Origin of the sequence: Ketobacter sp. MCCC 1A13808 (genome assembly GCF_009746715.1) — a bacterium.
Lineage (GTDB): Bacteria > Pseudomonadota > Gammaproteobacteria > Pseudomonadales > Ketobacteraceae > Ketobacter.
Genome location: NZ_VRKW01000007.1, coordinates 1 through 21,711, shown reverse-complemented (window position 1 = coordinate 21,711; position 21,711 = coordinate 1). Strand labels below are relative to the sequence as shown.

The window sequence follows — 21,711 nt, the reverse complement described above, 5'->3', positions numbered from 1 at the left end:
GTGGCGTGACTTCCAACTCAAGAAATTAATGTCACTAATTTCCCTAAGTCCAACGGTTTAGTGAGATGGGCATCGAAGCCAGCTTCCAAAGCCATATCAATGTCTTTCTGCTGCCCCCATCCGGTTGTAGCAATCAGCAGCGTGTTCGCCGTTAAGGCTTTGCGTAGTGTGCGAGCGATGTCATAACCACTCATATCGGGCAACCCGATATCAAGCAAAATCACATCCGCGTTATATGAGGACGATTGAATTATTCCATCGCTGCCTGAATAAGCCGTGGCAGTAACATGCCCTTGCATTTCCAGCAGTAAGGCTAAGCTGTTTGCCGCGTCTTCATTGTCATCTATGATCAGAATTCGCTTCGCGGTGTTAGTCGGTTCTACGGGCTGAGGTGGAACGCTGCTAACTGAGGTGGGTTCTACAATGGGCAGGGTCACTATAAATTGGCTTCCCTGGTTAGGACCTTTGCTGTGCGCGCATATGGTGCCATCATGCAGTTCAACAAACCCCTTAACTAATGAAAGGCCAATACCCAAACCCCCTTCCGCATAATCTACACCGTTTTCCAGTTGAGTAAATATATTAAAAAGTGCATTGATTTCATCAGGTTCGAAACCGATTCCATTATCGCTTACACATAGAGTTGCCACCTTGTCATTCACGCTAAACCGTAAGTGAATATGGCCATTGAGCGGTGTATATTTGGCTGAATTGTTCAATAAGTTGATTATGACCTGAGTTAAACGGGTTTCATCCGCAAGCGAGTAAACGGGGTTGTTCGGTATTTCCAGCTGCAGGCTGTGGCCGCGCGCTTCTATCTGAGGCCTGGCCATTTCCACTGAGCTGTTAACTAGATCGACCAGGTCAATATACGCTTTACGCAACTCGACCCGTCCATTCGAGATCCTGGATATGTCCATCAGGTCATCCAGAAGATGAGTCATTTGTTGCACTTGTCGGCTTAGGATTTTAGTGGCCCACTGCGTCACTCCATGATCGGTATCGAGCGAACCCATCACTTCGACGACATTGCGCATGGGCGCCAGAGGGTTTCGTAATTCATGCGCCAACGTCGCTAGAAATTCATCTTTGCGGCGATCCGCAATGGAGAGTTGTTCGTTGAGCTGCTGTAGCTGCTCCTTTGCTGATGCCAGTTGTTGCAGTGACTGCTCCGCCTGACGCCGAGATAAAATTATTTCTTTTTCGTATTTTTTCCTATCGGTAGCAACGAAGATAGCGATCTCATCATAGGGGCAATTGTCGCGAACCCGTCGTATTGCATTGATAAGGACGGGAATCCGGCTTCCATCACTATGTAACATCTCCATCTGAACTTCTGAAACGGAACCTTGTAATTGCAACAAGGGCACCCAGTGCGTTTGATGAAACACCCTGCCACCCACCGTTAACAATTCCTGAAATTTCTTTAACTGTAATTGCGGGAAGCTATAGCCCAGCCAGCTACAGAACGTTGCATTGGCAACTTCTATTTTTCCATCGGATGTTGTAACCAGCATGCCGCAGGGCGCGTTGTCATACAGGGAATCACAATCCAGTTCATTCATTTTTTAGACTGACTCAAAACACTAACTGGTTCAGAAATTTCTGCATGGCGGCAATACTGGGTTCCGGAGCACTTAAATGTGGACAATGACCGACGTTTTCAATAATGACCAGCTCAGAATTGGGCATTTGGTTTTGCATGTATTCACCGACGCTCCGCGGAGCAATGATGTCTTCACTGCATTGAAGGATTAATGCGGGCGTGGTGGATTTACTGAGCATAGCGCGGTGATCAGATAGAAAAGTTACCTTAGCAAAATGTTTTGCAATAGTAGGATCGGTTCGACAAAAGCTGTTGGTAAGTTCCTGGCCCAACTCTTCACGGTCGTGGGCGCCCATTATTGCTGGAGCCATTGTGCTTGACCAGCCAAGGTAATTGCTTTCCATGGTCTGAATTAGGTCATCAATATCTTCCCGGGAGAATCCACCGATATAATCACCGTCGTTAATGTAACAGGGAGACGGACCAACCATAACCTGAGCCCTGAATTTTTCGGGCGCTTTGATTGTGGCTAAAAGGCCAATGGTCGCACTTACTGAGTGACCTATAAAGATCACCGGTCCATCGGAAAACCCGTCGATGATTTCCAGCAGATCAGACGCATAGCCATCCAGAGAGTTATATTTTTTGAAATCGTAAGCCGCTAGATCCGACGATCCGCTTCCTGTTAAATCGAACAGGATGTTTCGGCAACCGCTCTCAAAGACAGGTACCAGATAGCGCCACATGCTCTGATCACAGCCAAACCCATGGGCATACACCATAGTCACGGGGCCGTCGCCTACAACCTTCACATTGTTGCGTTTAACTAAATCCATAACGACTCCTGAACTGCAGGGGATACCAGGGGGGGCTTTGGGACAATAATACCGGTTTAATAGTTCATGGGATAGGGTGTCAATACGGTCTCAATAGCATCGCAGCAGGAGCAGGCACTCTATCGCTTTGGCACTTCGTCGCGATAGAGCGGTAACCACGCTGAAGAGCTAACGCAGAATCAAAACCGGAACGGTGCTCGTGGCCAACATTTTGGTGGTATTGCTGCCCACGATGAATTCTCGGATCCTTGAGTGGCCATAGGCGCCCATCACTTTCAGTTCGATGTTATAGCGGTTCTGAAAATCCATCAGACATTCGATTACGTTGCCCTGAAGCAAATGCGTCTGCACTTCGCGGCCTTTACCGGACAGAAGTTCACAGGCATGTTCAAGACGTTTGTGGTTTTCGGATGTGTCGTTGCCCACCATGACCACGTGCCCGGGTAACTTTGATAACAGCGGGCTTTCGGCAATCCGGTTAATTGCGATGTCGGCTGTTTCACTTCCGTCATAGGCCAGCATATAGTTGCCCGGGGCGGAAAACGTTCTGGTCGCCATCAATATCGGAGTGTGAATAGCACGAACCAGGTTTTCCACATGAGAGCCGATGGTTTGATTTTTCAGGTCATGATCATCACCCAGACGGCCAATCACATACATCCGGGTTTTGTCTTCATAGGCCAACATGGCGTCCAGCAGGTGGTCGTGTCGCTGTTCACCATGAACGTCCACCGCGCCAGCGGCTTCGGCTCTGATTTTCGCATCTTCAAGCAGGTGTTTACCGTGTTCAATCGCCAGTTTATTGCGCTGTTCATCCAGTACGGTTAATTCATCCAGCAAATGCTCGCGGCTACCCAGCCCGATTGCGCCGGACAGATCCTCCTTTGCCGGTGAGCGGGTTTTTTCCAAGACATGAAGAAAGGTTAAAGGCGCTCCCAGAATCTGGCTCGCCCAGGCTGCGGTATCACATACCGCGTTGGAAATAGCCGATCCATCAACGCAGGCGGTTATGGTATTTTTTGTCATGGTGATCCTCCTTGGATTAGTGACCGGCCATCATCTTTTCTACTTCTTCCGGCTTGTCGTAAACGCCGAATTTATCGACCACGGTGCGGGTCGCTTCATTCATGCCGATGATGTCCACCTCCGTACCTTCGCGACGGAATTTAATCACCACTTTATCCAGGGCGGCGACCGAGGTCACATCCCAAAAGTGGGCGTGGTGCAGATCGATGGTAACGCGATCAACGACCTCTTTAAAATCAAAGCATTCCATAAAGTGATCCGCAGAGGCAAAGAAAACCTGGCCAACCACCGTATATAAGCGTTGTCCTTCTTCGGGCTTTTCATTTTTCACAACCATGAAACGGCCGATTTTATTGGCGAAGAACAGGGCGGCCAACAGCACGCCCACGAACACCCCGATAGCCAGGTTGTGAGTGGCAACGACAACGGCAACGGTGGTGATCATCACGATGTTGGTGGAAATGGGGTGTTTCTTCAGGTTGACCAGCGAATCCCAGGAGAACGTACCGATGGACACCATGATCATCACCGCAACCAGCGCCGCCATCGGGATTTGCTTAATCCATTCATCCAGAAACACCACCATAATTAACAGAAAGGTGCCGGCGATAAACGTCGATAGGCGGCCCCGGCCTCCGGATTTAACGTTGATAATGGACTGACCGATCATCGCGCAACCAGCCATTCCACCCATCAGTCCGGCGCCGATGTTGGCAATACCCTGGCCTTTGCACTCGCGGTTTTTATCGCTTTTGGTGTCCGTCAGATCATCGACGATGGTGGCGGTCATCATGGATTCGAGCAATCCGACCACGGCCAGACCGATGGAGTAGGGGAAAATGATCTGCAGGGTGGTCAGGTTGAGCGGTACATCGGGCCATAGGAAGATGGGCAGCGTGTCTGGTAATTCCCCCATATCACCCACCGTGCGTATATCCAGTTTCAGCACTATGGCGACGATGGATAGAGCCACAATACAGATCAGCGGTGATGGAATGGATTTGCCGATAACCGGCAACAGCGGGAATAGATAGATGATCCCTAGACCGGCCGCAGTCATGGCGTATACATGCCAGGTTACGTTGGTCAGCTCTGGCAGTTGCGCCATGAATATCAGGATCGCCAAGGCGTTGACGAAACCAGTGACCACGGAGCGGGAGACGAAGCGCATTAAGCTTCCCAGCTTCAGAAAGCCGGCGCAGATCTGGAATACTCCGGTCAGCAGGGTGGCCGCCAGCAGGTATTCCAGACCATGTTCTTTCACCAGCGTCACCATCAACAGCGCCATAGCACCGGTGGCCGCACTGATCATGCCTGGGCGTCCACCCACAAACGCAATCACGACCGCGATACAAAACGACGCGTATAACCCGACCTTAGGGTCGACCCCGGCAATAATGGAAAAGGCAATGGCTTCAGGGATTAACGCCAGCGCCACCACGGTGCCAGCCAGTAAATCCCCCCGAATATTGGAAAACCAATCCTGCTTAATTGTTTCTATCATTGTTTACCTGCAGTTTTAAAACGTTCGCCTCCCGATGCGCAATGCATTGAGGGCATTTAAATAGTTGAACAACGTATGCTGCGCACCAAAAAGTGCGATTTAGCGAGAAAAGGGGTGACAATCAGAGTGATTGTAGACAGGAATGCTAGGGTGGACTAATTAGCAAAACGAGTTCCTGGTGGGTATGAATTCGGGGCATTTTACAAGAAAGTCAGTATTTTTCAATTCTTGAGCATGAAATGGGCTGCGGTGGGCGCTGTTGGTTGCTCGCTACGCACATTCCTGACACAGGCAATGCAGTTCTAATTGCGGACTTTGCAGAACATAGCCCGACTCTTCGACATTTCGCTTTAGTGTGTTGATCAGGGATTTTTTAATGCCGATTTCTTTCACATTGCCGCACTGGTCGCAGATCAAAAATTGGGGGACTTCGTGTTCATGGGCGCAACTGATATGGGAGCAGGCAACGTATTTGTTCGCCAGGTGTAGTTTGTGCACCAGGTTTTCGCTTTCGAGAAACTCCAGAATGCGATACACCGACATGGCCGGGGGAGATTCATCGAACTCCTTTTGCAGTATATCGATCAGTTCATAGGCTGACAGTGCCTTCTGGGATTTCAGCAACCCAGTCAAAACCCGCTTGCGCTTTTCGGTTAACTTGGCACCGCTCGCGCGACAACTGGTTTCTGCGTGATTGAGAATTTGTGTAATTGTACTCATGGCGTAATCATCCGGTCGGTTCCGCGGTCGGTGTCACTAAATGATAGGATATAACATAACATTATAGAATAAGCGTCCGTGATAATTAATGGCTTTTTGAAATGGAGGCGACAGTCAGATGGAATACAGCCACTAGGAGATACCATTTATGGGATTGGCTTTGCTACCGGATAGGGTCGTGGAAGCAGCCCGTGGGGGCCATTCTTTCTACCCTGATCGGTATCTGGATTCTCCTGGCCGTGATTACTCCCGTCACGGGTCGTGAAGTTATTGGCCGGATGGTATCCGTTCCGTCGGGGGCAGACATAGTCATGAATCAGCGTGAGGTGGTTAATTCGGCCTGGGATCTACCCACGGCACAAACCTTGACGGCATGGCACACATTCGTTGCTCCCCCCGCATTGTTGGAGCGTATATTACAATTGTTGTCTGACACGTATGTTCGTGCAGCGATTGAAAACGAACAGAGGGTTCGCGAGTGTCATGCTCAAACAGCGCCAATCTAAATGGCTGTGCATTGGGGTGATAGTGAAAGAAGCCTGCCGAAATACGCTGTTTACGAAGTCCCTCCAGTCAATTCCTGAGGTGCGTTCCGTGGTAGGCTACTGCTATTTACAATTACCTGAATGAACAGGGTTGACTCGCTTATGCCTATGATGACGACAGAGATACTAACTCGCGGTTACGAACTGGATGGGACCAGGACCATTCCTCCTGCTGTACTGATACGTTATATGGAGTGGGGGCGGTGGGAGTTTCTGAATTCAGAGCAAAATACCTTTCGTCACGCCATCAATAGTCTGGTGGTTGCAGCCCAAAGTCTGGTTGTGCTGGCGCCGGTCGTCGAGCGCATTAATCTGGAAATAAGCGTTTGGCTAAGCCGCGTAGGCAATACCAGCCTGGATATTTCCCAAATGATCGTTGATAAAGAATCGAAAATGGCGATCGCTTTGGGGCGCGCTACGCTGGTGAATGTCGATTCCCGACGTCGTCCAAAAGTGGTAGCGGAAACGGTCAAAGATTTTATAGACACTTCACCCGCTAACTTCGACGGTAGACTGTTCCCGAAAATCCAAAACAGCCTCCCGATTGAATCTGTAAAATCCATCGAAAGAAGAGTAATGCCCAGTGAAATTGATTTGCTAAAACACGTCAATCATTCACGGTATGTTGATTATGTAGAGGATGCGCGCAAATTACTGTTTCCGGAACAAGCAGAGATGAGGGATCCCATCTTCGGTCTGACCCTGGAATATAAAACAGAAGCACTGAACGGCCAGTTGCTTACTATTGATGTTTCGCCCTTAAAATCCCAAGCCGCTTTTCAATCCCAAATTCGCCATGGTCAAGACATCGTAGCGAACGCGATTGTGCAGCTCACACAATAGAATAGAGGAGGAGGTTGTCTGTATTCGGGAGATTTGAAAATAGGTTGTGAGTGCAATGCGTTCCGCAAACTCAGGCTGGTGGAAGCTCTAACTGTACTTTCACGTATACAGCAGATTTCAATATTAAAAAAATGGTGGGCCTTCCCAGACTTGAACTGGGGACCTGCCGATTATGAGTCGGATGCTCTAACCAACTGAGCTAAAGGCCCTGAAAAGAAGGGCGCCATTATACGGTTCAATGTATAAGGGCGCCACTTTTTTACTGCTTTACTGTGCTATTTACGTTTCACTGTCCAGGAAGCTGCGCAGGTGCTCCGAACGGCTCGGATGGCGCAGTTTGCGCAGGGCTTTGGCTTCGATCTGACGAATTCGTTCCCGGGTGACGTCGAACTGCTTGCCGACTTCTTCCAGGGTGTGATCCGTGTTCATATCGATACCGAAACGCATGCTGAGTACTTTGGCTTCCCTTGCGGTTAGGCCAGCCAGTACTGATCGGGTGGCTTCCATCAGGCCTTCGATCGTGGCGGAATCCACGGGCGAGTCGATGGTGGCGTCTTCGATAAAATCACCCAGGTGCGAATCTTCATCGTCGCCGATCGGCGTTTCCATGGAGATAGGTTCTTTGGCAATCTTCAGCACTTTGCGTACTTTGTCTTCCGGCATTTCCAGGCGTATGCCCAATTCTTCAGGGGTCGGCTCGCGGCCCATTTCCTGAAGCATTTGGCGGGATACCCGGTTCAGCTTGTTGATGGTTTCGATCATGTGCACCGGAATACGGATGGTGCGTGCCTGGTCCGCAATGGAGCGGGTAATGGCCTGCCGAATCCACCAGGTTGCGTAGGTGGAGAACTTGTAACCACGGCGGTATTCGAACTTGTCTACTGCCTTCATCAAGCCGATGTTGCCTTCCTGAATCAGATCCAGGAATTGCAGGCCGCGGTTGGTGTACTTTTTGGCGATGGAGATAACCAAACGTAAGTTGGCTTCTACCATTTCCTTTTTAGCGCGGCGGGCTTTGGCTTCACCGATGGACATGCGGCGGTTCACTTCCTTGATTTCGGGAATAGTGAGGCCGATCAGTTCCTGCAGTTGAACCATGCGACGTTGTGCACGCAGAACATCCGGACGCACGTTTTCCAAGCCTTGTGCATATGGCTTACCGGCCTTGATATGGCCATCCAGCCATTCCAGATCCACTTCGTTGCCGGGGAAGCTCCGGATGAAGTCTTTTCGTGGCATCTTGGCCAGCCGGATACAGCTGTTCATGATGTTACGCTCACTGCCGCGAATCGCCGTCAGGGTATCCCTGATTTCCGATTCCACCTGATTGAACAGGCGAGGCACTAGCTTAAAGGTAACAAAATTGTCCGCCAGTTTAGCCAGGGCGGTTTCAGCTCGTTTGGAATCGCGGCCATGTTTGGCAATGGCAGCTTCGGCTTTTTTGTATAGCGATTCCAGTTCGCCAAAACGCTCTTTAGCCAGCTCCGGATCAATCTCGTTGCTGGTATCGTCGTCGTCATCATCGTCGTCGTCACTGTCGTCGTCTTTCTTGTTGGCGTCATCATTGGCACTTGGCGCCACAATTGGAGTCGGTTGTGCGATTTCGTCTTCTTCAGAGATGAATCCGGCAATCACTTCGGAAAGTCGGCCTTCTTCCGCTTCGGTGACTCGGTTGTACTCACCTAATACGGTTTCGATACAGCCAGGCCAGTAGGCGAGGGCGTGCATGACTTGTCGAATGCCTTCTTCGATGCGTTTCGCAATGACGATTTCGCCTTCCCGGGTCAGCAGCTCCACGGTGCCCATTTCACGCATATACATACGTACTGGGTCGGTCGTGCGGCCGGGTTCGCTTTCCACCGATGCCAGGGCGGCAGCGGCTTCTTCAGCAGCGTCTTCGTCTGTGCTATTGGAATTTTCTCCCAGCAACAACTCATCGGTTTCCGGCGCCACTTCGTGTACCGGAATGCCCATGTCGTTAATCATACCAATGATATCTTCGATCTGATCCGGATCGGTGATGTCAGCGGGAAGGTGGTCGTTCACTTCCGCGTAGGTCAGGAAACCTTGTTCCTTTCCCTTAGTAATTAGTTGTTTTAGCTGGGACTTTTGCTGTTCTTTATCGGTCGTCATGAAATGCCCATTCCGTCTGGTGCGCGAAGAACGCGGCATTATACAGTTAACGGGTTGCTCTTACCACAAGCAGACCCACGAGTTTGTAGCGAGTTTGTAATGCGTGCTGAAAAACTACATTTTGAGGCCTCATGTGTTGGTTTGCCCACGATCCGGCGTTGCAGGTCCATAGGAAGGATTGAGTCGCTGGATATACGACTAATTGGATAGCTCTTTCTGTAAGTGTAGTAGCTCTTTGAATCTTGATTTGTCTTTGACGCCATCGGCGATGATTTGATCCAAATCCTGCTCCACTTTTTGTAAATAAAGGCGACGAACTGCGTCGCTTAGCTCGGGCGTCTGCTCGTCGTTGGGCAGCAGGAATTCTTTTGCTGCCAGCCTGAAGACCGCTTCGCCGTCTTCGCGATTCTGCCAGTGGCCCAATATAGCCGCGGTCGACGCTTCCGGTTGCTGCCGGATAAAGTCGAACAGCTCCCACAAAATATCGATGCGGGGCAGGGTCAGTTCCCTTAAGTCTGCCGGCAGATCCATAGTTGCTGCCTGGCGCGGTGCATTCAGCAATAGGCGGATGGTCGAGTCCACCAGCGACGGATGATCATGCGCAGAACGCGACGTGGCATCCGATGTCGGCCGTGGCAGCTTCTTGCGCTGCTTGGGCTTGGCGGGCCGCGCCTCGTTTTGGGCGTCGGAATAGTAGGCTTCATTATGATCTGAGCTACTGCTTACCGGGTACTCTTCGGTATATGGGGGGGGAGCGTCATAATTCAAGGCCGGTGGCGCGGCAGGCGGCTCATGTGCAGGCCGTGGAGCAGGTTCGGCCGGCGCCAGTTGCAGCTCTTCAAGTTGAGTAATACGCCGTAATTCTTTGAGCATGAGCTGTTGAAAGACGCCGTTCGGGAGCTGCTCGATAAAAGGTTTGGCCAAGCTGGCAAGGCGGGCGCGACCATCCAGTGTGCTGGTGTTTAGGTCGTCACTCAGGTGCGCAAAAAAGTATTCGGACAGCGGGGTTGCTTCATCCAGGAGGCCCTCAAAGTAGTCTTTGCCGTGTTTGCGCACCAGGGTGTCGGGATCTTCGCCCTCTGCCAGCAGTAAAACCCGCATCTGGCGCCCGTCTTTGGCGCAGGGCAGGGCATTCTCAAGCGCGCGCCAGGCGGCTTTACGGCCCGCTTCGTCACCGTCAAAGCAAAACACCAGTTGGTCGCTGTGGCGGAACAACTTTTCAATGTGGTCGCGGCTGGTCGCGGTTCCCAGGGTGGCGACGGCATAGGGAATGCCGAATTGCGCCAACGCAATAACATCCATATAGCCTTCCACAATCACGAAGCGCCGGATCTTGTTGCTGGCCTGCTTGGCTTCGTAGAGCCCGTATAGCTCGCGCCCTTTATGGAAGACAGGGGTTTCCGGTGAGTTAAGGTACTTGGGTTTGTCGTCACCGAGCACCCGCCCGCCAAACGCGATTACCCGCCCGCGGCTGTCGCGGATAGGAAATATAACCCGGTCACGAAAGCGGTCGTAACGATGGCCTTTATCGTTTTCAACGGCCAGCCCGGATTGCATCAGCTGGTTAAGCTTGGTGTCATCTTTGCCCAGCTGGTTAATCAGGTTGTCCCAGCCGTGGGGCGCATATCCGACCCGGAATTGTTTGGCGGTTTGCCCGCTCAGGCCCCGGCTTTTCAGATAGTTTACCGGGCGGTCTTTGGTTTGGGGGTTGCGCAGCTGCTGTTCATAGAACGCGGTTGCGGCTTCCAATACATTGTATAAAGGCTGATAATCCTGCCGTGGCTTGAAGTTGTCGTCACGGGGGATTTCCAGGCCCAGGGTACGGCAGAGGGTTTCCAGGGCTTCTATGAAGCTGAGCCGGGTGTATTCCATCAAAAAGCCGACGGCGTTCCCGCTGGCTCCGCAACCGAAACAGTAATAAAACTGCTTGTCCGGGCTGACGGTAAAAGAGGGGGTTTTTTCCTGGTGAAAAGGGCAGCAGGCGGAGTAGTTTTTGCCAGTGCGTTTCAGGTGCACATAGCTATCGATGAGCTCCACCAGATCGGTTCTGGACAGAACATCATCGATAAAACTTTCCGGGATCCGGCCAGACATGGGCGATTTATCCGAGTAGTGCTTTAACCTTTTTACTGACTTCGCCCATATCGGCGCGACCCTGTGCTTGCGGTTTTACGATCGCCATGACCTGGCCCATGTCCTTCATGCCCTGGGCGCCGGTTTCGCTGATGGCCGCCTGAACGATGGCTTCGACCTCGGCTTCGCCCATTGCTTGGGGCAGGAATTCTTTCAGTACTTCGATTTCGGCCAGTTCGATCCGGGCCAGGTCGTCGCGGTTTCCTTGGGTAAACTGTTCGACAGAATCTTTGCGCTGTTTGACCATTTTATCCAATATCGCGAGTACGCGGGTGTCATCCAGCTCAATGCGTTCATCCACTTCGATTTGTTTAAGCGCCGAGGTTGCCAGGCGCAGAGTGGATAAGCGGGGTTTGTCTTTGGCGCGCATGGCATCTTTCACTGCGGCGTTCAGTTTGGCTTTTATCTCTGACATGGTGCTTTCCCTAATCTTGAATGGTCTTTTTGCTGCAAACAACAATACGCCGGAACGGGTAGGCCCGCCGGCGTATTGTGTAAGGTGTTTGCTGTGTTACTAAGTGCTTGCTAGTACAGGCGCTTGCGGCGGATCTGTTCGCGGGACACTTTTTTAGCGTGACGCTTAACGGCAGCGGCTTGCTTACGCTTACGAACCTGAGTGGGTTTTTCGTAAAACTCGCGGCGACGAACTTCAGCCAGTACACCGGCTTTTTCGCATGAACGCTTGAAGCGACGCAGTGCTACGTCGAATGGCTCGTTTTCTTTTACCTTAACGTTAGGCATTAACAAATCACCTTACTTGTGAATTCTGTTTGCTTATTAAATATAGACGCCACTGGGAGCTGACTATAAACCAATTTGTATACGAATAATCTCGTGTATGACGGAAGCTGAGAGGGGTTATCCTGGAGGCTCTGGTCATAAGGGTGCCGCATTTTAATGGCATTGATCCTGAATTGCAAAGCCTGTTATGGCTTTAATCCCGGAAATGGCCGTCGATTTCAGCCACAACTAGGGGTAAACTGCCTTTCGTCTGCAGCATTCCATTCCCTAATTGAGATAGACCGGATTAAATTTTGCGTATCCTTGGTATTGAAACTTCCTGTGATGAAACCGGCGTAGCCCTGTACGACAGTGACTGCGGAATCGTGGCTGATGCCTTATACAGCCAGATTGAGCTGCACGCAGAGTACGGTGGAGTGGTTCCGGAGCTGGCGTCGCGGGATCATGTGCGTAAATTGATTCCTTTAATAAAGGAAGTAATGGCGAAGGCCGGATCGCAGCCCGCTGACCTGGATGCTATTGCCTATACTGCCGGGCCCGGTTTGGTGGGTGCGCTAATGGTGGGCGCTTCCGTTGCCAAAAGCCTGGCCTACGCCTGGGGGATTCCGGCGCTGTCGGTGCACCACATGGAAGGCCATCTGTTGGCGCCGCTGTTGGAAGATCCAGCCCCCCAGGCGCCGTTTGTTGCGTTACTGGTGAGCGGCGGGCATACCCAGTTGGTGAATGTGGCGTCCATTGGCCAGTATCAGATTCTGGGTGAATCGCTGGATGACGCCGCCGGCGAAGCATTCGATAAAACCGCTAAGATGCTGGGTTTGGGCTACCCCGGCGGTCCCAACGTGGCCAAAGCCGCGCAGCAGGGCAATGCGTCGCGGTTTCGGTTTCCCCGTCCCATGGTGGACCGGCCCGGGTTGGATTTCAGTTTTAGCGGGTTGAAAACCTTCACCTTGAACACCCGTAACAAGTGCGCTGAAGCGGACGCCGGTTTGACCCCGGAGGACGTGGCTGATATCGCCTGGGCATTTCAGGATGCGGTGGTTGATACCCTGACGATTAAGTGTAAGCGCGCCCTGAAACAAACCGGCAGCAAGCAATTGGTGGTGGCCGGAGGCGTCAGTGCTAATTTGTTGCTACGGGAAAAGCTGGCTGACATGGTCGCGAAGCTGGGGGCGCAGGTGTTTTATCCTCAATTGCGTTTTTGCACGGATAATGGCGCGATGATCGCGTTCGCGGGTTATCAACGCATGCTGGCCGGGCAGGAAGCGGACCTGAAAGTGAAGGTGAGGGCGCGCTGGCCTATGACTGAGCTATAAAGCCCGCTGCTTATCAGCCTGATTCAGTGCGTTTTATCAATCGGGTTTTGAAGGGGGGCGGGGCTCGCCGGGGTTCCGAATCGCTGCTCCTGCCCTTTGAACAATTGCATGATGTTGTGCCGGTGGCGAAACAGCAGCATTAATGAAAGCACCAGGACCGGATGAAACAATTCCGGCTTTAGCAGCAACACGATTATGGGTGCCAATAGGAAGCTGGTGACGGAAGCCATTGAGCTAATACGGGTGCTGGCAGCCACCAATAGCCAAATTCCGATGACTACCAGGGTGGAGGGCCAATGCAGGAAAACCATGACGCCCAGGGCGGTAGCGACACCTTTACCCCCGCGAAAATCGAAATAGACCGGATACAGATGGCCGAGAAAGGCGCAGAAGCCACAAAATGCGGCAATACTTTCCGGTGCTCCAACCTGGCGGGCAACCCAAACCGGAACCATCCCTTTTGCCACATCGCCTGATAACGTGATCGCCGCCGCGAACTTGTTGCCGACCCGCAGCACGTTGGTTGCGCCGGGGTTGTGTGACCCGGTTGAGCGCGGATCTGGAAAGCCAAATAGGCGACAGACCAGGATAGCGCTGGATACAGAGCCCAACAGGTATGAAAATACCCAAAGAACGATGGCGAGATGGCTTTCCAAAACAGGCTCCGGAGAGTTCGTAATTGTTCGATTGTTTCATTAGTGAATGTGTTGGGCAAGGGTTGGGGCGACAAATGGTGACGGCGTTCGCCGGACAACATTGTAACCGGCGCCGGGTCTTGGTAGATTCCACCGGACATCCATTATTTAGGCTGCTGTCATGGGCATCGTGTTTGTTCGGGAACTGAAAATCCAAACTGTAATAGGTATTTTCGACTGGGAGCGAGCCATCAGGCAGACCGTGGTGCTGGACCTTGAAATGGCGTCGGATATCGCTAAAGCAGGGCGGAATGACAATATTGATGATGCGCTGAATTATAAGTCGGTGTCGGATCGGATTACGGCGTTTGTGGAAGCAAGCCAATTCCAACTGGTGGAAACCATGGCAGAAAAAATAGCGGCTCTGGTCATGGACGAGTTTTCGGTTCCCTGGGTAAGGTTGCGACTCGGCAAGCCCGGCGCTTTGCCGAATGCGCGCGACGTAGGGGTAATCATCGAGCGGGGAGTAAAGCCCTGATGGCCAGGGTCTACCTCGGATTGGGCAGCAATATTGATCGGCATAAGCATATACGGGCTGCACTTTCTGAGTTGCGGAACCGGTTTGGTGATTTGATTGTGTCGCCTGTGTACGAAAGCGAATCGATCGGGTTTAAAGGCAGCCCCTTTTTTAATCTGGTCGTGGGCATCGAAACACCATTAGCGGTGGGGGCATTGCAGCACTCCATCAAGGCAATCGAAGATCAGAACGGGCGTGTGCGCGGTGGCCCGAAATTCAGCCCACGCACTCTGGATATCGATATCCTGATCTACGATTCGCTGGTGGGCGAGCATGATGGCGTTCATCTGCCGCGGGATGAAATCCTTACCAATGCCTTTGTTTTGTGGCCGCTCAGCGATGTCGCTGCTGACGAGTTGCATCCACAATTGAAGCAAACCTATCGTGATTTATGGGCCGGCTATGATAAGTCCAAGCAAGCGTTGTGGCCGGTGCAATTAGCTGCCCCCTGATTTTCAGCGAGCGTATAGTGGCCCCGCCAACTTCTTATATAGATTCGGTCGAAACACCCCAATTGCCGGACCACCACGGCCTTGATTCACTTACACTGCCCCAAGTGTTGCAGCATTACCGTGTGCCCGCACTGAGCGTGGCGGTGATCCGCGATTTCCGGATTCATTGGGCGAAAGCCTATGGTGTTGCGGATAGGGTGTCGGCTGTTGCTGCTGAGACTGACACCCTATTCCAGGCCGCTTCCATCAGTAAACCGGTGGCGGCGATGTTGGTGATGAAAGCCATTCAGGATGACTATTTCGGTTTGTATGACGATGTTTTCAGCGTACTGAAAAGCTGGTGCCCGGCGGAAACCACGTTTACCCGGACTGGTAAGGTGACACCGCTATCGCTGATGAGTCATACCTCCGGTTTGGGGGACGGTTATGGCTACCCCGGTTATCCTCCCGGTAGCGCGCTGCCTTCTTTGTTGCAGATACTGAATGGCGAGGCGCCTTGTAATGTCGGTGCAACGCGCTTTCATAGATCACCGATGAGTGCCTGGCAATATTCCGGTGCCGGTTATACGATTTTGCAGTTGTTACTGGAGGAGGTTTATCGGCAACCGTTTGCGACCCTATTACATCAGCAGGTATTGAGCCCGCTTAACATGACGCGCAGTGGATTCGATGATTCGGTCGCGCAGCAGCAAGAACAAAACCGGGCGCGGGGGCACGATATGGCCGGACAAAGCATGCCTCACAAATGGCATCGGTATCCCGAGCAGGCGGCTGCGGGGCTTTGGACCACGGCATCGGATCTGGCGCAATTTATGATTGAATTGCAGCGATCATTGCACGGTCAGTCGAATCTTGTGTTGTCGAGAAACACGATTCAGGCCATGGCAACACCGGTAGGGGTAGGGGACTACGCTGCGGGTTTCGCCATAGAGAAACAAGGCGACGGCTGGTATTTAACCCATCATGGTGACAACGTAGGATTTAAAGGCTGGATCTGTGGACACAAACAGAAAGGCTATGGCTGCGTTTTGTTGTGTAACGGCGATAACGGGGTCGGGGTTATTCGTGAAGTCACATCACGCATCCAGCGAGTGTATGAATGGGCTTTACCCCGGCCCCGGGAGTAAGTGCCACCAACCCGGTTCGGGGTGGTGCACTACAGACTTCTGCCACCGTCCACTGCAAGAATCTGTCCGGTCACGTAAGGCGCATCGGCAACCAAAAATAAAATGGCTTTTGCGATGTCTTCCGGTGTACCGATTTCTTGCATGGGAATATCGTTCAGAATCTTTTGCCTGAGGTTTTCATCATCGCCACCGGCGTGCTCTGGCCAAAGAATGGCGCCCGGAGCAATGCCGTTTACCCGAACATCCGGCGCCAGCATTTTTGCCAATGAAAGGGTCATGGTGCGCAGTGCAGACTTTGCCATGGTGTAGGGAGTGTAATCCGTATCGGGTTTGTCCACCAAAGCATCGACAATATTTATCACACAACCTTTTTGCTGTTTTAATGCGGGCAGCAGTGCTTGAGTCAGAAAAAACGGTGCTTGAGCGTTGCTGGCAAACAAATCATTCCATTGTTGCACAGTGGTGTTTTCCAGGGTGGTGGGATAATAGGTAGAAGCGTTGTTCACCAGTACGTCCACCCGCTGCTTCCAGCTTTGGGCCTGCTGCGCCAAATGTTGCCACGAGTCGGGGTTGGCCAGATCCGCATGCAGCGCAATGCAGGAGTGCGGCCGGATCTGATTCAGGTCATCCCGTAATGATTTAGCCGCGTCTGCTGAATGGCGGTAGTGCAACACCACATCCATATTATTTGCATGCAGGTAGCGCGCAACGGTTGCGCCTATGCGCTTGGCTGAACCGGTAATGAGCGCCACTTTTTGATTACTGTTCATAGGGTCTGATTAATCCTGTACATAACTGTTTTTTATTTCTCGTATCGCATCAATGCGTTTTCTTCTGATCTCGATACCCAGAGTTTCCCCTTTAAAACCCAGGTTCACCAGCAAGCGAGGTTCCACTTGTTTCATTGCATTGGCGCAATCCTGTAAGTAGCCCACTTGCGGATAGGCTCGTTGCTCAAAGCCGGTGCGGCCTTTTGCATCCGCTTCGCATGCCAGCAGGAACAGGGTGAGGGTTTCCGGGCGCCTTATGACATCAAGCGCTTCAAATAAACGCATGACCGTGGAAGGTTTAAGTTCGAACGCGCGATGACAGTGAGTGTGGTACTTGGCGACAAGTTTACTTAGGCGTTTCACCGGGTTGGGGGTGCGCAGTCGCTGACATACTTTTTCCGTTAGAAACTCGCTGATATCCTCGTGCCCCGGGTGGCTGGGCAACGTCTCTTCCGGTGTCAGACCTTTGCCCAGGTCGTGACACAGCAGGGAAAATAAAATCGCCGTACGGTCTGCTGCGTTTATTGCATGCTCCTGGATTAGATTGCAAGCGGCTTGCTGGGTCATCATCACGTGGATGCCGGTGTCGATTTCCGGATGGTGGCGGGGTGGTTGAGGCACGCCGAACAGGCGCGCGAGTTCCGGAAAGATCACCGTAAGCGCACCGCATTCGTATAGCACTTCAAAATAGCGCCAGGGGCTTTTTTCTGATAATGCTTTCTCGGTTTCAGTCCAGACCCGCTCCGGCGTTAGGTGTGCCAGCTCGCCGCTGCCGGAGATGGTACCCATCAGTTGCAGCGTTTCTTGCGCTATTTCAAAGCCCTGACTATGAAAGCGTGCAAGAAAGCGGGCCACCCGTAAAACCCGTAACGGGTCTTCAATAAAAGCGTCAGACACATGGCGCAGTTTTTTATCCCGGATATCATTTTGTCCCTGATAGGGGTCGATAAGATTACCGGCGTCATCTTGAGCCATGGCATTGATGGTCAGATCACGTCGTGATAAATCCTGTTCCAGGGTAACGTCTGTGCCTGCGTAGCATTCAAAGCCGGTGTATCCGGCACCGCTTTTTCGTTCAGTACGGGCAAGGGCGTATTCCTCGTGGGTTTGTGGATGCAAAAACACGGGAAAGTCTTTGCCCACAGCTTGATAGCCCTGCTTCAGCAGGTCATCTGCAGAAGCGCCGACGACGACCCAATCCTGATCTTTAATCGGCAGATTCAATAGGCGGTCGCGTACAGCGCCGCCCACCAGATAAATTTCCATGGAAGTAATTTCAGTTCCTCTGTGTGACATTTTTCTTAAACCGGGAATTATTCGTTGACCGGCTCGAGAGACAACCCCTATAGTGTAAAGCTATGAACAGCCAAATCACAGCACCTAAACCATCCGCCTGTCGCGCAGCGATTAAACGCCGCGCGATGACCTGTGTCTGTCGCATTATGTGGCGGGCATGCGGTAACGTTGCGGGCAGGGGAGCAGGTTGGTGAGATAAGTTGTATCCCGGAGTTAAAAAGGCCGCAGCGTTTCGAAAGAACCTGCGGCCTTTTTCGTTTCTGACAGTAAAGCAATGACAAGGCCAGGGTTCACCCAACCGCTGCGATATTCGTAAGGAGGAAAAAAGGAGTGAATGTGTCATGTCGGTGCCAGCTGCCTACTTAGTCGTTATCTTGGTGTGGTCAACTACGCCTTTGGGTGTGCAATGGAGTTCGCAGGGTTTGTCCCCGGTTGCGGGTGCCTTGAGTCGGATGTTTCTGGCCGCATTGTTGGGCTGGACTGCCGCGCGGCTTTTGAAGGTGGCGGTACCCTGGCATCGGCAGGCTCTTAAAATCTATGCGGTTTCTAATATCGGTTTGTTTGTTGGGCTGATTTGCGTGTACATCGGAGCAAGCTATATTAGCTCGGGCATGATCTCGGTGCTGTTCGGCTTATCACCGATCGCGTCTGCCATTCTGTCCCGTTATTTTTTGAGAGAGCCGCCGTTTTCGGTCAGCCGCTGGATGGCGGTGTTGTTGGGATTGTGTGGTTTGGTTATTAGTTTCAGCCAGAGCGTGATGCTCACCGGTAATAGCTATCTGGGCTTTCTGTTGGTGGGGTTTGGCATGTTGTGCTTTTCGATTAGCGGAATTTTGATTAAGCGCGAGCCCTTTGATATGCATCCGTTAGCGCAAACGGTAGGGTCGTTGACGTTGGCCACGCCGTTGTACGCCATCAGTGGTTTGTTTCTGGGTTTGGAAGTGGAATCGCTGACCCTGCGGACAGTTGCTGCGATTTTATATTTGACCGTATTCGGCTCGTTTATTGGCTTTTTTTGTTATTTTTATATTCTGAAGCATATGCGGGCGAGTTCAGTGGCTTTGGTGACGATGGTTACGCCGGTGCTGGCGATCAGTTTGGGGGTTTATTTTAACGGAGAAGCCGTCACTCCCAACCTGGTGATCGGTGCGCTTTTGATTTGTGCCTGCTTATTACTGTTTTACTGGGGGGACAAATTAGTTGCACGGGCGGCGGTGGATACCCGTTCTGCTAATTTGGAAAAATAGAATAGACCGAGCCCGCCTCACCGGGTTCAGGAAATCAGAAGTTGTCGGGTCATGTGCTGTGAATTGGCCATGGCCTCGGCACCCCAATAGACGGCACGGATATGGTGGGCCAGCCGTTTCTCCGCTTCTTTTTGTTTGGCATATGGCAGGTCTATGCTGGCGATACCGATATAAAATACCAGCGTTGAAATGGCTTCTGCGACGAACATGCTGTTTGTGATAATGCGGTTGTAGCGTTTCGTCTCAACTTCAATGATGGCCGCTAACTGCTGATTGATCTGGTGCAGGCAGCGTTTAATGGCGCGACGTATGATGGGGGAGTTGCCGGTGGCTTCCCGTGTGAGTACACGAAACAGGGCGCCGTTCTCCCGAAAGTGAGACATGCAAACCGACACGCTTTTTTCGACCATTTCCTCACCCCGTCCCTCCAGTTTTTTGGTGTCTTCTAGAATCAATTGTAAGGCGGAGTCGGCCTGGGCCACCAATTCCAGTCCCAATAATTCCATATTATCAAAATGGCGGTAAAACGAGGCGGGGGCGATACCGGCTTCCTTTGCGACTTCACGTAAACTGAGGCTGGAAAAGCCTTTGTCTTGATTCATTTTCTTCAACGCTGCGGACATTATGTTGGCGCGGGTTTGTTGTTTTTGTTGTGCTCGGGACAAGGATTCGGTCATAGTAAACTTTCTTTAGGGTTAGATGAAATTAAGTGTACAAGTGTTAGCTGAAAAATCAACCGTATAATCGGTGTTGTCCTACAGTCGGTTTAAGCCGACTGAATTAGCCAAAAGGCGGTCTCTTTTGACCATGAAGAATTGCAATTCTATATATTGAGTGTATATTGGCTAACACTTGTTTGCTGAAAAACGGATTTTTCACACGTTTTCTGTCGGGGTTGTGGGAGCGGCCGCGGCGGTTTGAAGGAAGAATATGAGGACTGTCAACCGATTATCTAAAGAGCCGATGCGGCACGTGGATACCGCCTGGCTGCGCATGGACCGGCGCGAAAACCTGATGGTGATTAACGGGCTGCTGTTTTTTGATGAGCCCATGACCCAAGATGAATTCAAAGCGATTTTAACCGACCGATTGCTGGTGCAGCACAAGCGTTTCCGTCAGCGGCCAATACAGGAAGGCCCCCGATATTATTGGGAAGAGCTTGAAACCCTGGATATGGATTATCACCTAAGTACGCTTGAGTTGGTGCCCGGTAAACAGCAGGACGAAGCCTTAAGGCAAACCGTGAGTGCCATCGTGCCGCAACCGCTGTCCGCAGATAAACCCCTATGGCGATTTCACTTTTTGCCCGAGTATGAATCAGGCTGTGCGGTGCTGGTGAGGGTGCACCACAGCTATGCTGATGGTATCGCATTGATCTCTGTGCTGGATTCAATAGCCGATAAATCAGTCATGCACAGCTCTCCAGCCGCCCGTTTCAAAATGCCAGAACGAAAAGCGAAGTCCCGAAGCCTAATGCATCGGGCTCAATTCTGGGCCCAAAGCACCGCCTTTTACGCCGGGTTTGGTTCGCTTTGGTTTTTTGAAATGATGAAGGTCACCTTCGCCAAGCCCGACTCCAAAACCGCCTATAAGCGCAGTCTTTCTTCATTGAAGCACGTTGGTTGGGCGCCTTCTTTGGATGTTAAAGAAGTAAAGCAGGTTAGTAAGGCGATGGGCTGCACCGTGAACGATGTCATCCTGGGTTGTGTTGCAGGGAGTTTGCGGCGGTATCTGGAACGTATCGGTGAGCCTGTAGACGATGTCACGATCCGCACCACTGTACCGGTTAATCTGCGCCCCTTAAAAGATGCGTTGCAGTTGGGCAACCAATTTGGTTTGGTTTACCTGGATTTGCCAGTAGGCGAAATTTCTGCTGAGCGGCGTATTCGTGCAGTACGCAGCAATATGAAGAAACTGAAAAATGGCATGCAGGCGCAGATGAGTTTTAATGTTTTGGGAATGTTGGGCTACTTTCCGCATTGGATGGAAAATTGGGCATTGAATTTTTTTGCCAGCAAAGCCTCGGCGGTGATGACCAATGTGCCCGGACCTTCCGAGCCGGTTGTGTTGATGGGTAAAAAACTGTCCAAGCCCATGTTTTGGGTGCCCCAGTCCGGTGGGATTGGTTTGGGCGTCAGTATTTTAACAGCTTGTTGAAAAACTCCCCTTACTAACTATTTTGTGAAAAAATAGCGTTTTCTTCTCTTTGAATACAGAGCCTAACTATGCGCGGTGAAGACATCAGCCAACCCAAACTGTTTATAACG

At 51.6% G+C, this 21,711-nt stretch carries 21 protein-coding genes and 1 tRNA gene; 8 read left to right on the top strand and 14 right to left on the bottom strand.

Annotation, left to right across the window (positions count from 1 at the left end):
* Positions 1–17 precede the first annotated feature (17 nt).
* From FT643_RS13740 to FT643_RS13720, 5 genes are all read right to left on the bottom strand, one after another.
* Positions 18–1,565: a hybrid sensor histidine kinase/response regulator gene (locus tag FT643_RS13740; protein WP_156871984.1), complete on the bottom strand. Its 1,548-nt coding sequence runs from the start codon at positions 1,563–1,565 to the stop codon at positions 18–20.
* Between the two features lie 13 nt (positions 1,566–1,578).
* Positions 1,579–2,382 carry an alpha/beta fold hydrolase gene (locus FT643_RS13735; protein WP_156871983.1) on the bottom strand — a complete coding sequence of 268 codons (804 nt, stop codon included), beginning with the start codon at positions 2,380–2,382 and terminating at the stop codon, positions 1,579–1,581.
* Between the two features lie 168 nt (positions 2,383–2,550).
* Positions 2,551–3,408 (bottom strand): universal stress protein, encoded by an 858-nt coding sequence (locus FT643_RS13730; protein WP_156871982.1) that lies wholly within the window; start codon positions 3,406–3,408, stop codon positions 2,551–2,553.
* A 16-nt stretch (positions 3,409–3,424) separates the two neighbouring features.
* Positions 3,425–4,912: a SulP family inorganic anion transporter gene (locus FT643_RS13725; protein ID WP_156871981.1), complete on the bottom strand. Its 1,488-nt coding sequence runs from the start codon at positions 4,910–4,912 to the stop codon at positions 3,425–3,427.
* 270 nt (positions 4,913–5,182) lie between these two features.
* Positions 5,183–5,632, bottom strand: a complete 450-nt coding sequence (locus FT643_RS13720) for a Fur family transcriptional regulator (protein ID WP_156871980.1) — start codon at positions 5,630–5,632, stop codon at positions 5,183–5,185.
* 191 nt (positions 5,633–5,823) lie between these two features.
* Here FT643_RS13720 and FT643_RS13715 point away from each other — a divergent pair, with 191 nt between their 5' ends.
* Both FT643_RS13715 and FT643_RS13710 read left to right on the top strand, forming a co-directional pair.
* On the top strand, positions 5,824–6,138 hold the full coding sequence (locus tag FT643_RS13715) for a hypothetical protein (RefSeq protein ID WP_156871979.1): 315 nt from the start codon (positions 5,824–5,826) through the stop codon (positions 6,136–6,138).
* 141 nt (positions 6,139–6,279) lie between these two features.
* Positions 6,280–7,020 carry an acyl-ACP thioesterase domain-containing protein gene (locus tag FT643_RS13710; protein WP_198043533.1) on the top strand — a complete coding sequence of 247 codons (741 nt, stop codon included), beginning with the start codon at positions 6,280–6,282 and terminating at the stop codon, positions 7,018–7,020.
* 132 nt (positions 7,021–7,152) lie between these two features.
* On the opposite strand, the gene FT643_RS13705 is transcribed toward FT643_RS13710, so the two are convergent.
* The 5 genes from FT643_RS13705 to rpsU form a co-directional block, all read right to left on the bottom strand.
* Positions 7,153–7,229, bottom strand: a tRNA-Ile gene (locus tag FT643_RS13705).
* A gap of 70 nt (positions 7,230–7,299) precedes the next feature.
* The gene (gene rpoD / locus FT643_RS13700; protein ID WP_156871977.1) at positions 7,300–9,153 is read right to left on the bottom strand and encodes an RNA polymerase sigma factor RpoD; all 1,854 of its coding nucleotides are present in this window, start codon (positions 9,151–9,153) and stop codon (positions 7,300–7,302) included.
* A gap of 198 nt (positions 9,154–9,351) precedes the next feature.
* On the bottom strand, positions 9,352–11,247 hold the full coding sequence (gene dnaG / locus FT643_RS13695; RefSeq protein ID WP_156871976.1) for a DNA primase: 1,896 nt from the start codon (positions 11,245–11,247) through the stop codon (positions 9,352–9,354).
* A 7-nt stretch (positions 11,248–11,254) separates the two neighbouring features.
* Positions 11,255–11,701, bottom strand: a complete 447-nt coding sequence (locus FT643_RS13690; RefSeq protein ID WP_156871975.1) for a GatB/YqeY domain-containing protein — start codon at positions 11,699–11,701, stop codon at positions 11,255–11,257.
* 110 nt (positions 11,702–11,811) lie between these two features.
* On the bottom strand, positions 11,812–12,027 hold the full coding sequence (gene rpsU, locus FT643_RS13685) for a 30S ribosomal protein S21 (protein WP_156871974.1): 216 nt from the start codon (positions 12,025–12,027) through the stop codon (positions 11,812–11,814).
* A gap of 293 nt (positions 12,028–12,320) precedes the next feature.
* Between rpsU and tsaD the strand changes: the two genes are divergently transcribed.
* Positions 12,321–13,340, top strand: a complete 1,020-nt coding sequence (gene tsaD / locus FT643_RS13680; RefSeq protein ID WP_156871973.1) for a tRNA (adenosine(37)-N6)-threonylcarbamoyltransferase complex transferase subunit TsaD — start codon at positions 12,321–12,323, stop codon at positions 13,338–13,340.
* Positions 13,341–13,363: 23 nt separating this feature from the next.
* On the opposite strand, the gene plsY is transcribed toward tsaD, so the two are convergent.
* Complete coding sequence (gene plsY / locus FT643_RS13675; RefSeq protein WP_156871972.1) at positions 13,364–13,996, bottom strand: glycerol-3-phosphate 1-O-acyltransferase PlsY; 633 nt, start codon at positions 13,994–13,996, stop codon at positions 13,364–13,366.
* A 160-nt stretch (positions 13,997–14,156) separates the two neighbouring features.
* Between plsY and folB the strand changes: the two genes are divergently transcribed.
* Genes folB through FT643_RS13660 form a run of 3 tightly spaced genes read left to right on the top strand, consistent with a single transcriptional unit; the run spans position 14,157 to position 16,131 of the window.
* Positions 14,157–14,513 (top strand): dihydroneopterin aldolase, encoded by a 357-nt coding sequence (gene folB / locus FT643_RS13670; protein ID WP_156871971.1) that lies wholly within the window; start codon positions 14,157–14,159, stop codon positions 14,511–14,513.
* Positions 14,513–15,004 (top strand): 2-amino-4-hydroxy-6-hydroxymethyldihydropteridine diphosphokinase, encoded by a 492-nt coding sequence (folK, locus tag FT643_RS13665; protein ID WP_156871970.1) that lies wholly within the window; start codon positions 14,513–14,515, stop codon positions 15,002–15,004. The genes folB and folK overlap by 1 nt, the downstream gene beginning before the upstream one ends.
* Positions 14,977–16,131: a serine hydrolase domain-containing protein gene (locus FT643_RS13660; protein WP_156871969.1), complete on the top strand. Its 1,155-nt coding sequence runs from the start codon at positions 14,977–14,979 to the stop codon at positions 16,129–16,131. The genes folK and FT643_RS13660 overlap by 28 nt, the downstream gene beginning before the upstream one ends.
* 29 nt (positions 16,132–16,160) lie before the next feature.
* Here the strand turns inward: FT643_RS13660 and FT643_RS13655 are convergent, their stop codons facing one another.
* Together FT643_RS13655 and FT643_RS13650 are read right to left on the bottom strand one after the other, a co-directional pair.
* The gene (locus tag FT643_RS13655) at positions 16,161–16,901 is read right to left on the bottom strand and encodes a pteridine reductase (protein WP_156871968.1); all 741 of its coding nucleotides are present in this window, start codon (positions 16,899–16,901) and stop codon (positions 16,161–16,163) included.
* A 9-nt stretch (positions 16,902–16,910) separates the two neighbouring features.
* Positions 16,911–18,167: a multifunctional CCA addition/repair protein gene (locus FT643_RS13650; protein WP_156872174.1), complete on the bottom strand. Its 1,257-nt coding sequence runs from the start codon at positions 18,165–18,167 to the stop codon at positions 16,911–16,913.
* Between the two features lie 371 nt (positions 18,168–18,538).
* On the opposite strand from FT643_RS13650, the gene FT643_RS13645 reads away from it, so the two are divergent.
* Entirely contained in the window at positions 18,539–19,444 is a 906-nt protein-coding gene (locus FT643_RS13645; protein WP_156871967.1) for a DMT family transporter, read from the top strand.
* Between the two features lie 26 nt (positions 19,445–19,470).
* Here FT643_RS13645 and fabR read toward each other — a convergent pair whose 3' ends face one another.
* Positions 19,471–20,121: an HTH-type transcriptional repressor FabR gene (fabR, locus tag FT643_RS13640; RefSeq protein ID WP_156871966.1), complete on the bottom strand. Its 651-nt coding sequence runs from the start codon at positions 20,119–20,121 to the stop codon at positions 19,471–19,473.
* Positions 20,122–20,374: 253 nt separating this feature from the next.
* On the opposite strand from fabR, the gene FT643_RS13635 reads away from it, so the two are divergent.
* On the top strand, positions 20,375–21,601 hold the full coding sequence (locus FT643_RS13635) for a WS/DGAT domain-containing protein (protein WP_156871965.1): 1,227 nt from the start codon (positions 20,375–20,377) through the stop codon (positions 21,599–21,601).
* Positions 21,602–21,711: the final 110 nt, after the last annotated feature.

Excerpts from the sequence above, each read along its gene's own strand:
- FT643_RS13740 (WP_156871984.1), bottom strand. The coding sequence starts at position 1,565 with ATGAATGAACTGGATTGTGATTCCCTGTATGACAACGCGCCCTGCGGC.
- FT643_RS13735 (WP_156871983.1), bottom strand. The coding sequence starts at position 2,382 with ATGGATTTAGTTAAACGCAACAATGTGAAGGTTGTAGGCGACGGCCCC.
- FT643_RS13730 (WP_156871982.1), bottom strand. The coding sequence starts at position 3,408 with ATGACAAAAAATACCATAACCGCCTGCGTTGATGGATCGGCTATTTCC.
- FT643_RS13725 (WP_156871981.1), bottom strand. The coding sequence starts at position 4,912 with ATGATAGAAACAATTAAGCAGGATTGGTTTTCCAATATTCGGGGGGAT.
- FT643_RS13720 (WP_156871980.1), bottom strand. The coding sequence starts at position 5,632 with ATGAGTACAATTACACAAATTCTCAATCACGCAGAAACCAGTTGTCGC.
- FT643_RS13710 (WP_198043533.1), top strand. The coding sequence starts at position 6,280 with ATGCCTATGATGACGACAGAGATACTAACTCGCGGTTACGAACTGGAT.
- rpoD (WP_156871977.1), bottom strand. The coding sequence starts at position 9,153 with ATGACGACCGATAAAGAACAGCAAAAGTCCCAGCTAAAACAACTAATT.
- dnaG (WP_156871976.1), bottom strand. The coding sequence starts at position 11,247 with ATGTCTGGCCGGATCCCGGAAAGTTTTATCGATGATGTTCTGTCCAGA.
- FT643_RS13690 (WP_156871975.1), bottom strand. The coding sequence starts at position 11,701 with ATGTCAGAGATAAAAGCCAAACTGAACGCCGCAGTGAAAGATGCCATG.
- rpsU (WP_156871974.1), bottom strand. The coding sequence starts at position 12,027 with ATGCCTAACGTTAAGGTAAAAGAAAACGAGCCATTCGACGTAGCACTG.
- folB (WP_156871971.1), top strand. The coding sequence starts at position 14,157 with ATGGGCATCGTGTTTGTTCGGGAACTGAAAATCCAAACTGTAATAGGT.
- folK (WP_156871970.1), top strand. The coding sequence starts at position 14,513 with ATGGCCAGGGTCTACCTCGGATTGGGCAGCAATATTGATCGGCATAAG.
- FT643_RS13655 (WP_156871968.1), bottom strand. The coding sequence starts at position 16,901 with ATGAACAGTAATCAAAAAGTGGCGCTCATTACCGGTTCAGCCAAGCGC.
- FT643_RS13650 (WP_156872174.1), bottom strand. The coding sequence starts at position 18,167 with ATGGAAATTTATCTGGTGGGCGGCGCTGTACGCGACCGCCTATTGAAT.
- FT643_RS13645 (WP_156871967.1), top strand. The coding sequence starts at position 18,539 with ATGTCGGTGCCAGCTGCCTACTTAGTCGTTATCTTGGTGTGGTCAACT.
- fabR (WP_156871966.1), bottom strand. The coding sequence starts at position 20,121 with ATGACCGAATCCTTGTCCCGAGCACAACAAAAACAACAAACCCGCGCC.
- FT643_RS13635 (WP_156871965.1), top strand. The coding sequence starts at position 20,375 with ATGAGGACTGTCAACCGATTATCTAAAGAGCCGATGCGGCACGTGGAT.